Raw genomic sequence first — 10,841 nt, 5'->3', positions numbered from 1 at the left:
TCGACAATCATGTTGCTATCTCACTGTATTCATCCGCATTACGTAAGAACATTAAGTCCCAAACGCCGTGCCCTAAGCGCTGGCCTCGTTCTTCAAATTTAGTTAAAGGGCGTGTGTCGGGTCTTGGGATAAATCCCAGAGCAGGATCGATATTCTGCAATAAAGGTTCGGCTGCAAGAACGGTTAACATATGTTCGGCATAATCTTGCCAATCCGTTGCACAATGGATGAATCCCCCTGTACGTAGCTTTCGTGCCAATAAATGGATGAAATCCGGCTGAACCAGGCGACGTTTATGATGTCGTTTTTTAGGCCATGGGTCTGGAAAAAATATCTGCACGCCTGCTAGGGTATCATCTGCAATGTGTTTATTAAAAACCTCCACCGCATCAAACGAGGCAATGCGAACGTTATTAATCCCCTGCTCATATAAACCGGCTGCCAGGCTTCCGATTCCTGAACGGTGTACTTCAATGCCTAAGTAATTGTATTCAGGTTGCGCTTTTGCCATAGCCAGCAAGGAAGCTCCCATCCCAAAACCAATTTCCACAATGGTATCGGCTTTCCTATCGAATTCATGATGAAGGCACCAGGGGGTGTCTTGCTGAGCAAGTTGATAATGATTCAGCCAAACGTCCAAAGCTTGTTGCTGACGATTACTGACTCGTCCAGCGCGTAAAACATAACTTTTAATAGCTCGTTGCATCGATTCACTCATCCAGAAGGCAACTCATTATAGCTGACGTTTTTAATAAAACTATAAATGGCCAAGCTTAGGGAGTTTATTTTATACAGTTTGACAACAAAATACCATACATTTGCTGCGCTTCCCTAACGCACACTATTACGCTTGCATTCAGCTTTTAAAATTTGAGCCAGGGCTTGAGTGCAAGCTTCCTTCTCGTGCTGACGACTATATAGGCAACGTCCCTAAAGTTTTTTAGCCAAGATTTCATCTTAAATTGAGCACAAATTTTTCTATTTCACTTCGATCTACCCCCTCTCCCGCGATAGGAGCTTTGATAGTATGATGATGCCCTTCGCGGGAGAGGGTTGGGGAGAGGGAATGTCACGGATGGTCATTGATGACGAGATGTGGTCTCGTTTAGAAAAATTACTTCCAAAGCCTAAAGGCCGACATGGTGAAGATGATCGGCTATTTATGGAAGCAATATGTTGGATGCTTCGTACTTGTCTTAGCGCAGATTTGTCCATTTCCCTCTCCCCAACCCTCTCCGCGAAGGGCATCATCATACTATCAAAGCTCCTATCGCGGGAGAGGGGGTAGATCGAAGTGAATAGAAAAATTTGTGCTCAATTTAAGATGAAATCTTGTCTAAAAAACTTTAGGGACGTTGCCTAGAATGTCGCTTGAACTTAAATACTCATCTTATCAATCATCCTTCTTTCTACATTTTTGTAAAAGCTCCTGGTAATTCAATGATTGATGTAGTCCAATCAGGTGATATGTAATTGTTGACCGAATATTGAAGCTACCCCTTGCTGTATAACTCTTTTATTATCAATATAAGTTCACGATCGATATATGAGGAGCAATATTATGAGATTGTGCTATCTCAGTTTAAGTGACTGACAATTGAATCGCACACCTTTATAACGGCAAAGCATATCTCCAAACACTAAGCGATGTTCAAATCTGTATTGCTGTTGGACCCGACATGATGAGCCCTTCCCTCACCAAAATGCATCTAGCATTTTATTTTTTAACATGTAAAGAATGAAGATTTAAATAGCTTTCGTCTTCATTTTTAGTAATTGATATATCAGCAAATATAGATAATTTTTGAAATTGAGCCCAATTAATCAGTGGTTTTTTTACTTGTTCTGCTTGCTGTATCATCGAAAACTTTAATCCAGGAATTTCTTTATTCCCAAAAAAAACGTTAATTTTCTCCCCTAAGCATTTTAATTGATAAGAATCAAACTGCGCTAATAAAGGGTTATTTTCTTTGGTTAAAATAAAAGAGGAATTATTTAGACCGCTAATTGCAACGGCTTTTGTAGCAATCAACCGAGGTAAGACAACAATTTGGCCAGCAGAAATACTGATTTGCTTATACTCATTCTTTCCCCAAGCAAATACTTTACCATCATGAGTTAAAGCTAGAATATGGCGATCTCCTACTGCTAAAGCCTTAACCTTATTCAATCCCTTCACAAGCTTAAATTCTTGAAATTTCTTAAATGTTAGATTTCCGCAACAATACACTTGACCAGTTTCAGTAAGTAAGGCACTGAAACTAGAACCCGCTTTTACATCTATAATTTTTTTACCTCCCAAACTTTCCAAAGGCACCTGTGTAGGCCTTTCAATGTCCTCTGTATGCCCTAGCCCTAGGTGGCCCCAATAATTAATACCCCAAGCATATAATTCATTCTCTGTGGTTAGTGCAATTGTATGATAAGCTCCTCCCGCTATAAGTTTGGCACGTACCTGTTTTTCGGTAGATAAAGGTATTTCAATGAAAATATGAGATTCTCCTGTTGTTTTAGGCAGGCCAAGTTGGTTATAAGAATTATTCCCAGCACCATATACTTTCCCGTTGTTTGTTAAAACTAAAGTATGGGAGCAACCTGTTACAACACAAGCTACAGGTTCATTCACCCCTTTAACTTCGTAAGCTTCATGAACATTTCTGATATGGCCTAATCCAAGCTTGCCATAGCTATTAAGTCCTAAGGCAAAGAGCTTCTTATCTCTAGTAATTAAAAATGAGCTTTTGTAGCCCGTTTTTATCTGAGATAAAGGCTCAGTAAACGGTATCTTTTTTAGGAAAGGCGTTTCTTCTGCAAGAGTGCCTAATTGCCCTGAATCATTATAACCAGCACCCAAAAGAGTACCTTTGCTACCAATCATAAGGATATACATATCTGAAATAGAAAAAGAATTCATAAGATGTTCCGCACGGATTAATAAAAAGTGACGTGTCCCGCAAACTGCGACACTTCAGTTGAGGCACTATCTTTAAATAGCCTCATTTCATTTTCGAATTGCCATTGAATGTATTGATTCGCTCGATAAGATTAAACACCATCTTCAAAGGAGCACGCACCAATGCGCTCGAGGTACTCAAAAGCTATCTAAGTAGGCAGAAATCGTCTCATCGAGTCAGCTTGCTAATCTTTAAAAATATTAACTCGTCAAGACTGTTTTTTTTATTTTTATTTAGATACCATTCAAAATCCACGTAAAAGATTATTCTTATTTATCCTGTGGATAATTTTTTGCTCTTCCCGCCATATTTTCAAAACAATGTAGCATCTAAATTTCAAGTACCGCATAAAATCAAGGCAAAAAGCCCTTTTAATTTTTTGCATGAAATATTAGTTATCCACAAAATCTGTGTATAACTCTGTGGGTAGAGTATTAAAAACCTTGAAAAAGAACTCATTCGCTCTATGTTCAATAGGCTTCCACTGCTGGGAGTAAAACAGACTTTAATACCAAATTTCGTCCTGCAGCGCTTTTTAAATTCCAGCTAATCTCACCATTGCATTCCTTGTTTTAAGTAATTCAAAGCTAATAAACAAATGAAGCCAGCATAGGGGGATTTTATAACCTCAATCAACGGTTTTTATTTTCATGCAACAAGAAATGAACGGATTTTCAAAAATTACTTTTTATTTAAATTCTGGGAATTGAGAAAAATGCGTCCTTTTATACAATCAAGCTTATTTGCACCTGATTATTTTTTTACCTATATTCTTTCCTTTTTACCACAACTTGCATCTTTGTTCTTTTTTTGCTATAAAACGCCTCCAGTATTGCATTCAACTTATTCGCTTGCGAATCATGAATTAACAAACCGGAAATAGTACCGGCCCCTTTGGAGTAACAACATGTCAAGAGTATGCCAAGTTACCGGCAAACGACCCATTACCGGGAATAATGTGTCTCATGCCAATAATAAAACACGAAGACGCTTTCTGCCTAATATCAAGCTTCACCGTTTTTGGGTTGAAGAAGAAAAACGCTTTGTCACCCTAAAAGTAAGCACCAAGGGTATGCGAATTATTGATAAAATCGGCATTAAAGCTGTTCTTGATAAGCTAAGAGCCAAAGGCGAAAAAATTTAATTATAGGGGGTAAAACGTGGCCGCTGTCACCGTTAAAGTAAAAATGGAATCCACCGCTGGTACTGGTTATTATAAAACCACCACCAAAAATCCGCGTAATCATCCGGAAAAGATGGAATTGATGATGTATGATCCGGTAGTAAGAAAGCATGTGCTTTTTAAAGAGAAAAAAGTTAAATAATCTATAAGTTGGCATTGTGCTGCAAGCAATGCCAACCTGTCTGCAGTACTGTTATTTTCTTAAAGTCCCCCTTTATATTTACTTAGGCAACGTCCCTAAAGTTTTTTAGCCAAGATTTCATCTTAAATTGAGCACAAATTTTTCTATTTCACTTCGATCTACCCCCTCTCCCACGATAGGAGTTTTGATAGTATGATGATGCCCTTCGCGGGAGAGGGTTGGGGAGAGGGAATGTCACGGATGGTCATTGATGACGAGATGTGGTCTTAGCGCAGATTTGTCCATTTCCCTCTCCCCAACCCTCTCCCGCGAAGGGCATCATCATACTATCAAAGCTCCTATCGCGGGAGAGGGGGTAGATCGAAGTGAAATAGAAAAATTTGTGCTCAATTTAAGATGAAATCTTGTCTAAAAAACTTTAGGGACGTTGCCTATTATCAATTATTTACCTATCCTTTTCTCCTTAAGCCAGACTCGGCTGGATAATCCTCATGGATGGATTAAACTTTAATAAATAGCGGTAAATTAAAAAGGATGATATGAAACACTCGCTGCAGCTGAATTTGGTAAATCAGCTCACACTAACCCCTCAACTACAACAAGCTATCCGTTTACTACAATTATCTACTCTGGAATTACAGCAGGAAATTCAACAGCAGCTTGAATCCAATCCAATGTTGGAAGCTGCCCCCAATGAAGAAACGGAAGACTATTCCTCTGCAGCCCCCCCCTCTGCAGAAGAAGACTATATGGATTTCCAATGGACGCCGCTGTTTACGAATCAGGGCAAAGATAAAAAATTTAATGAAAACGATTATGTATTTGAAACCTTGCACTGTACCACAACCAACCTTCAAGAGTATTTACACTGGCAACTGGACTTGACCCCGATGACTGATGTAGATAAAGCTATTGCCACCACCATCATCGATGCAATTAACGAAGATGGTTTCTTAACCCTATCACTGCAAGAACTTCACGCAACCATTACCCGTGATCTACCCAATAGCAAAGTGGATACTCGTGAAATGGAGGCAGTTTTACACCGCATACAACGCTTTGATCCTATAGGATGCGCTGCCCGCAATCTAAGCGAAACATTATCCATCCAACTGGAACAATTACCAGATTCCATTCCTTACTTACCATTCGCGAAACGCCTTGTTGCTGAAAATCTGGACCTGCTTGGACAACATAATTATCGTAAACTCATGGCAATCTATGGAGTTGATGAACTGTCTCTGCAAAAAATAATCCATATTATTCATCAGTTAAATCCCAAACCTGGAAATACAATCTCCCGCGATACCCCTCAATACACGATTCCTGACTTGACCGTTAAAAAAATTGATAATAAATGGCACGTTGCCCTAAATGACCAGGTTTTGCCGCATTTAAGCATCAACACTTATTATGCTTCATTGATTAAACGAGGTAATAATGCAAAGGACAACCAATTCTTAAAAAACAATCTCCAGGAGGCACGTTGGTTTTTAAAAAGCATTCAAAGTCGGCAAGAAACATTGTTAAAAGTAGCCCGTTATATAGTAGACTATCAGCAAGAGTTTCTGGAATTCGGTGAAACTGCAATGAAACCACTCATCTTGAACGATGTAGCTTTTGCCCTTGGCGTGCATGAATCCACCATTTCCCGGGTTACTACGCAAAAATACATCTATACGCCACGTGGTTTACTGGAACTTAAATACTTCTTTTCCAGTCACGTATCTACAGCACAAGGTGGTACTTGTTCTTCAACAGCCATCCGTGCACTTATTAAAAAATTAATTTCGGCAGAAGATTCCAAGCACCCTTTAAGCGACCATAAGCTTGCCCAACTGATAGGCGCACAAGGAATTAAAATTGCACGCAGAACCGTTGCAAAATATCGTGAAGAATTGGGGATTTTATCCTCAAACGAGCGAAAATCAGTTTCGTAGTTAGTGTTCTTAATCGAGGAGGATGTTATGCAAATTAACTTCACAGGTCATCGAATGGAAATTACTCCCGCATTGCGCTCATTCACGCAGGAAAAATTCGATAAACTGGAAAGGCATTTTGACAAGATTACTGCGATCAATGTGGTTTTCGATGTAGAAAAACTAAGACAAAAAGCCGAAGCCACCGTACTGGTCGCCAAAGGTGAATTGCACGCCAGCTCAGAATCCGATGACATGTATACTGCTATAGATGAATTAGTAGATAAGCTGGACAGGCAATTAATTAAACATAAAGAAAAACTTCGCAATCATCATCGCGAATAGCTTATTTTAAACAGCGGTGTTATGCCGCTGTTTTATCTGCGCAATTTATAGTCAAATAGTTAAAAAACAAAAAAATAGTGTCATTTTTGTCAAGATGCAGTAAAATACCCTAACTTCTCATTAACAGTTTTATCATGGTGTTTCGTCATCTTTTGCAACCACGCGATATTTGTATTGATGCTACTGCAAAAAGCAAAACGGCAGTCTTATTAAAAATAAGCCAAATTCTTAGCGATGCCCATCCTGAACTCAACATGGAAGCATTGTTCGATGCTTACTGGAAAAGAGAAAGCCTGGGTAGCACCACAATTGGGCACGGGGTAATGATTCCGCACATACGATCAGAAGTCATTCAAACCATGTGCTCCTGTTTACTTAAACTGCAGCATCCCGTTGATTTTGGCGCTACGGACAAACAACCTGTAGATATTGTATTAGCCTTGGTGGTTCCCCAACACCAAATTCAGGAACACTTGCAAATCTTAAATCAAATCACCAAACAATTCAGTATTCCTGCTTTTCGTGCGGCTTGTCGGAAAGCAACTGAGTGCAGTACTTTGTATTCTTTATTAACTGAAGATAACTTGGCACAGACAGAAATTGTATAAGTTGCCTGGCGAAGCAACGGCTGCTGCGACACCCCAACACGGATGACCGACTATGATAAATTTAAAAATCACAATCATTAATAAATTGGGCTTACATGCGCGGGCTTCTGCAAAATTTGTCTCTACTGCGGCAAGATTTCAAAGTCATATCGAAGTAAGCAAAGGCTCACACACCGTAAATGGCAAAAGCATTATGGGCGTTATGATGCTAGCGGCCCATAAAGGCAGTGAACTTACTTTGCATGTGGATGGACCCGATGAAGAAGCCATGGTGAAAGCCTTGACTGATTTGATTAACCGCCGTTTTGATGAAGAGGAATAATTAAGCGCATTGCAACGCATCTTATCCCCCGTATTTACTTATTTTTGATTACGCTGTCTTCTTTTAAGACGCTTATCATCATTGGCTGCATGACGTTGCTTACGAACCCGGTGAATGACGAGCAGGGTTTGCACAGGACCTGATAACGCATACAGCATAAATCCAAGGAACAAAACTCCGGAAGGATTAGCCGCTATGGCCACAAATAAAATTACAATCAATAAAATATATAGGAAAGGAACTTTTCCTTTAAAATCCACTTCTTTAAAACTGTAATAACGCACATTGCTGACCATAAGGATGCCAATAATGACCGCAATAATCGCAGCGAGCATGGAAACTATAAAATGTTCCCAGTGATTCTGATGCCCCAGCCATACAAAAGAGGACACAATAGCAGCCCCGGGAGGACATGCAAGTCCCTGGAAATAGCGTTTATCTGCTGTTTCTACCTGTGTATTAAACCGTGCCAGGCGCAAAGCCACCGCCGCTGTATACATAAACGCCACAAGCCAGCCAAATTTTCCTAACTGGTGCAAACTCCAACTATAAAGCAGCAGCGCTGGCGCCACACCGAATGTAACCATATCAGACAAGCTATCATACTCCGCCCCAAATGCAGTTTGGGTATTCGTAAGGCGGGCAATTCGTCCATCCAAACCATCGGCAACCATGCCGATAAAAATGGCAATAACAGCTGTTTCATACTGTGCCTTCATTGAAGCCACGATGGAATAAAAAGCCGCAAACAAGCTCGCTGTGGTCAATAAATTAGGTAATAAATAAATACCTGAATGATTTTCTCTACGCTTCACAAATCTGCCTCATTAAAATCAACCATTCATCATACCTTTAGTTTTAGATACAAGGAAGATGGTGCTATACTAAACATACTGTTTTTATTATGTAATAAAAATGACCGAACCTGAAGATAAAAAAATTATAATTGAGGGCGTTACCAATCAAGGTAAACCGTTTCGCCCAAGCGACTGGGCCGAACGCATGAGCGGCACCATGGCCACATTTAAAAATAGCCGTATTCACTATTCCCCGCTTTTACAACCCAGCGTAAACCGCGAAGGATATAAATGCGTTTTATTGGATCCAAAATTAAAAGAATCCAGCCCTCAAGTTTACCAAGCCATTTTAGATTTTGCGAAAGCAAATAACCTTAAAATCTGCGGCGAAGAAGATTAACTACTTTGCCAATGACAGATACACTTCATATTTACTGCCTGCATCAAACAATTCAAATTTCTGAATATCGCCTTGCTGATTGGCCATGGCCGTCCCTTGTTCCCGATTGGGGATGCTCCATTGAGTTTTTAATTGTCCTTGTTCATAGGTAAGCTTAACTCGTATTGAGCCCAGCACATCATCCGGATTTAAAGGCGTAGCATCTTGCTCAATCAGGGAAGCAATCAATACCACGCTCTCACCTTCTTTTAAAGGTTCCGACCACAAGGTCACATTCTTGATTTGCTTGCTCGCTGCAGAAGGCCAATGCATAGGTGCTTTCGGTATCCGTACAAATTGGGTAGTTTTATTAGGCCGGTAAATGCTGATATCAAAATAGAGTTCATCGCCACCAGCCTCTTGCGCCCGTATAAGTTCGATATGGTTTAGAATAAGGCTAGGCTTTATAAATTGTTCTGCAGCAACTGCTAGATGACCTGGGACTAGAAGCGAACATAACAATAATATCCTATAGAACCTCTTCATAACAGCCTGCTCCTTAATATTTTCATTCCGAGAGTTTATACCCAACTGGTCAGTTTCAGTAAATAATCCATAAAATAGTTTAACGCGTCGATGGTTCCCTGGAAATTCATGGCTAAAATACCGGCAACTATAAACGCCAACCCTTTAGGTCCTTCCTGCACGCCAGGATTACTGGAATGCACCAACATGACACTACCGCGCACAAACCATATCAAACCTGCCGTCTGAATAACAACCTTCATAGCATTATAAATATTATAAGGATCGTACTTGGTATATCCTAGAATATTCGTTGGTCCAAAAGCCGTTCTGGATAATGCAATAAGAGCTGTGGGTAAAAAAATAAAAACCGCGCCTCCTAAAAAATAAGCCAATGGCACAAATATTTTTTCATGGGAACCGCTATTGGCACGAGCATCACCGATTTTCCGCAATTTTTTAAGCGCTACAATAACAAACAAAAGTCCGATAAGATAGGCCAAACCGGTAACCAGTGCTTGTACGTGCAGGAGTGCTTGGCTTATATTGCCAATCATTTTAACGATGTCAGCATTCATAAGTTAATTATATACTGATTCCTTTATGAACTATTAATTATTATGGACAACAACTTGACTGCTGATTTAAACACAAAATAAATTTTTTATGCAAAATACAGAAACCATCAAAGCCATTTATATTGCGAAAAAAGAATTCACATCTGAACTCTCGCACGAATTGGAAGCGCTCACCAACTGCATCGGCTCTCTCTTTTTTTCTTCCTACTTCCAACCCAATGTCTGCTTCGCACAAGATATTTGGCTGGCACCGGAAGTAGTTAAATTTGCATCAATTTCACAGGCAGTCAATATTCTGAAACAAGCTGGAAAATTTTGGTACCACCACCCTATTGCACAAATCCGGCGCGCTACATTAATTGCCAATCAATTGCGAAAACTTCCTACCCTGGAGCAAACTTTCCCATTAACGACGGAAATTCCCAAGACAGGCGCATTTAGCTTACTGGATCAAAATACACTGGTTTACAGTGCAACAAGGTTGAAACAATGGCCTGACGGGAAGTGCCGGTTCATCGAAGATAAAATCAATCCTCCAAACCGCGCTTATTTAAAATTATGGGAAGCTTTTACGTTTCTTGGTAAATATCCAAAAGCCGGTGATACAGCCTTGGATTTGGGAGCCTCTCCTGGCGGCTGGACCTATGTCTTGCAATCTTTGGGAGCGCAAGTAACTGCGGTCGACAAAGCGGATCTGGATACAAAGATTGCGTCCTTGCCGCAAGTGAAATTCTTAAAGCAAAGCGCTTTCTCCTTAGATCCCCTGCGACTTAATCAAAATTACACATGGGTTTTATCGGATGTTGCTTGTTACCCTGAGCGGGCTTATCAATTAATCAAACGCTGGATTAGCTCAGGCAGAGCCCAGCACTTAATTTTTACGATTAAACTGCAAGGCAAGACGGATTTAGATGCCATCAAACTTTTTAAGGAAATTCCAAATTCACGCATCATTAACTTATTTTATAACAAACACGAAGCGACGTTTTTTTACCCTTTTAATGAAATACTCTCTTAATGCCCAGTCTTCCTGAATGAAATGTGCTATACATTATAAATGTCAAGTGCGGGTTTATCCCCAAAGCAATC

Annotated in this window: 15 protein-coding genes; 10 read left to right on the top strand and 5 right to left on the bottom strand. The window is 40.0% G+C overall.

The window, feature by feature from the left end; translation table 11 throughout:
• Positions 1-7: 7 nt before the first annotated feature.
• On the bottom strand, positions 8-706 hold the full coding sequence (gene trmB, locus NKV53_RS06860) for a tRNA (guanosine(46)-N7)-methyltransferase TrmB (protein ID WP_127057226.1): 699 nt from the start codon (positions 704-706) through the stop codon (positions 8-10).
• Between the two features lie 321 nt (positions 707-1,027).
• On the opposite strand from trmB, the gene NKV53_RS06855 reads away from it, so the two are divergent.
• The gene (locus NKV53_RS06855) at positions 1,028-1,288 is read left to right on the top strand and encodes a transposase (RefSeq protein ID WP_253350894.1); all 261 of its coding nucleotides are present in this window, start codon (positions 1,028-1,030) and stop codon (positions 1,286-1,288) included.
• 429 nt (positions 1,289-1,717) lie between these two features.
• Here NKV53_RS06855 and NKV53_RS06850 read toward each other — a convergent pair whose 3' ends face one another.
• A complete protein-coding gene (locus tag NKV53_RS06850) occupies positions 1,718-2,914 on the bottom strand; it encodes a hypothetical protein (RefSeq protein WP_253350892.1) in 1,197 nt (398 codons plus the stop codon).
• A gap of 947 nt (positions 2,915-3,861) precedes the next feature.
• Between NKV53_RS06850 and rpmB the strand changes: the two genes are divergently transcribed.
• From rpmB to NKV53_RS06815, 7 genes are all read left to right on the top strand, one after another.
• Positions 3,862-4,098 (top strand): 50S ribosomal protein L28, encoded by a 237-nt coding sequence (gene rpmB, locus NKV53_RS06845; protein ID WP_126954714.1) that lies wholly within the window; start codon positions 3,862-3,864, stop codon positions 4,096-4,098.
• A gap of 16 nt (positions 4,099-4,114) precedes the next feature.
• Entirely contained in the window at positions 4,115-4,279 is a 165-nt protein-coding gene (gene rpmG / locus NKV53_RS06840; RefSeq protein ID WP_126954715.1) for a 50S ribosomal protein L33, read from the top strand.
• 250 nt (positions 4,280-4,529) lie between these two features.
• Positions 4,530-4,679 carry a hypothetical protein gene (locus tag NKV53_RS06835; RefSeq protein ID WP_253350889.1) on the top strand — a complete coding sequence of 50 codons (150 nt, stop codon included), beginning with the start codon at positions 4,530-4,532 and terminating at the stop codon, positions 4,677-4,679.
• A 139-nt stretch (positions 4,680-4,818) separates the two neighbouring features.
• Positions 4,819-6,219 carry an RNA polymerase factor sigma-54 gene (locus NKV53_RS06830; protein ID WP_127057485.1) on the top strand — a complete coding sequence of 467 codons (1,401 nt, stop codon included), beginning with the start codon at positions 4,819-4,821 and terminating at the stop codon, positions 6,217-6,219.
• 27 nt (positions 6,220-6,246) lie between these two features.
• Positions 6,247-6,543: a ribosome hibernation promoting factor gene (gene hpf, locus NKV53_RS06825; protein ID WP_126954717.1), complete on the top strand. Its 297-nt coding sequence runs from the start codon at positions 6,247-6,249 to the stop codon at positions 6,541-6,543.
• A 134-nt stretch (positions 6,544-6,677) separates the two neighbouring features.
• Positions 6,678-7,151 carry a PTS sugar transporter subunit IIA gene (locus tag NKV53_RS06820; RefSeq protein WP_126954718.1) on the top strand — a complete coding sequence of 158 codons (474 nt, stop codon included), beginning with the start codon at positions 6,678-6,680 and terminating at the stop codon, positions 7,149-7,151.
• 52 nt (positions 7,152-7,203) lie between these two features.
• Entirely contained in the window at positions 7,204-7,473 is a 270-nt protein-coding gene (locus NKV53_RS06815; protein ID WP_126954719.1) for an HPr family phosphocarrier protein, read from the top strand.
• 38 nt (positions 7,474-7,511) lie between these two features.
• Here NKV53_RS06815 and pssA read toward each other — a convergent pair whose 3' ends face one another.
• Positions 7,512-8,288, bottom strand: coding sequence for a CDP-diacylglycerol--serine O-phosphatidyltransferase (gene pssA / locus NKV53_RS06810; protein ID WP_126954720.1), 777 nt, complete (start codon positions 8,286-8,288; stop codon positions 7,512-7,514).
• Positions 8,289-8,388: 100 nt separating this feature from the next.
• Between pssA and NKV53_RS06805 the strand changes: the two genes are divergently transcribed.
• Positions 8,389-8,670 (top strand): DUF3579 domain-containing protein, encoded by a 282-nt coding sequence (locus tag NKV53_RS06805; protein ID WP_126954721.1) that lies wholly within the window; start codon positions 8,389-8,391, stop codon positions 8,668-8,670.
• Here NKV53_RS06805 and NKV53_RS06800 read toward each other — a convergent pair whose 3' ends face one another.
• Together NKV53_RS06800 and NKV53_RS06795 are read right to left on the bottom strand one after the other, a co-directional pair.
• A complete protein-coding gene (locus tag NKV53_RS06800; protein ID WP_127033383.1) occupies positions 8,671-9,195 on the bottom strand; it encodes a hypothetical protein in 525 nt (174 codons plus the stop codon).
• Between the two features lie 35 nt (positions 9,196-9,230).
• Positions 9,231-9,752 carry a type IV secretion protein IcmC gene (locus NKV53_RS06795; protein WP_126954723.1) on the bottom strand — a complete coding sequence of 174 codons (522 nt, stop codon included), beginning with the start codon at positions 9,750-9,752 and terminating at the stop codon, positions 9,231-9,233.
• A gap of 88 nt (positions 9,753-9,840) precedes the next feature.
• Here NKV53_RS06795 and NKV53_RS06790 point away from each other — a divergent pair, with 88 nt between their 5' ends.
• A complete protein-coding gene (locus NKV53_RS06790; RefSeq protein WP_127057484.1) occupies positions 9,841-10,770 on the top strand; it encodes an SAM-dependent methyltransferase in 930 nt (309 codons plus the stop codon).
• The last annotated feature ends 71 nt before the right edge of the window (positions 10,771-10,841 follow it).

Source organism: Legionella sp. 27cVA30 (genome assembly GCF_024160945.1).
Taxonomy (GTDB): Bacteria; Pseudomonadota; Gammaproteobacteria; order Legionellales; family Legionellaceae; genus Legionella_A; species Legionella_A septentrionalis.
Note: the sequence above shows the minus strand (reverse complement) of the source record. Positions and strands in the feature narration are given on the sequence as shown.

What these genes read in the sequence shown, in the direction of transcription:
- trmB (WP_127057226.1), bottom strand. Translation starts at nt 706, where the DNA reads ATGCAACGAGCTATTAAAAGTTATGTTTTACGCGCTGGACGAGTCAGT.
- NKV53_RS06855 (WP_253350894.1), top strand. Translation starts at nt 1,028, where the DNA reads ATGATGATGCCCTTCGCGGGAGAGGGTTGGGGAGAGGGAATGTCACGG.
- NKV53_RS06850 (WP_253350892.1), bottom strand. Translation starts at nt 2,914, where the DNA reads ATGAATTCTTTTTCTATTTCAGATATGTATATCCTTATGATTGGTAGC.
- rpmB (WP_126954714.1), top strand. Translation starts at nt 3,862, where the DNA reads ATGTCAAGAGTATGCCAAGTTACCGGCAAACGACCCATTACCGGGAAT.
- NKV53_RS06835 (WP_253350889.1), top strand. Translation starts at nt 4,530, where the DNA reads ATGACGAGATGTGGTCTTAGCGCAGATTTGTCCATTTCCCTCTCCCCA.
- NKV53_RS06830 (WP_127057485.1), top strand. Translation starts at nt 4,819, where the DNA reads ATGAAACACTCGCTGCAGCTGAATTTGGTAAATCAGCTCACACTAACC.
- hpf (WP_126954717.1), top strand. Translation starts at nt 6,247, where the DNA reads ATGCAAATTAACTTCACAGGTCATCGAATGGAAATTACTCCCGCATTG.
- NKV53_RS06820 (WP_126954718.1), top strand. Translation starts at nt 6,678, where the DNA reads ATGGTGTTTCGTCATCTTTTGCAACCACGCGATATTTGTATTGATGCT.
- NKV53_RS06815 (WP_126954719.1), top strand. Translation starts at nt 7,204, where the DNA reads ATGATAAATTTAAAAATCACAATCATTAATAAATTGGGCTTACATGCG.
- NKV53_RS06805 (WP_126954721.1), top strand. Translation starts at nt 8,389, where the DNA reads ATGACCGAACCTGAAGATAAAAAAATTATAATTGAGGGCGTTACCAAT.
- NKV53_RS06800 (WP_127033383.1), bottom strand. Translation starts at nt 9,195, where the DNA reads ATGAAGAGGTTCTATAGGATATTATTGTTATGTTCGCTTCTAGTCCCA.
- NKV53_RS06795 (WP_126954723.1), bottom strand. Translation starts at nt 9,752, where the DNA reads ATGAATGCTGACATCGTTAAAATGATTGGCAATATAAGCCAAGCACTC.
- NKV53_RS06790 (WP_127057484.1), top strand. Translation starts at nt 9,841, where the DNA reads ATGCAAAATACAGAAACCATCAAAGCCATTTATATTGCGAAAAAAGAA.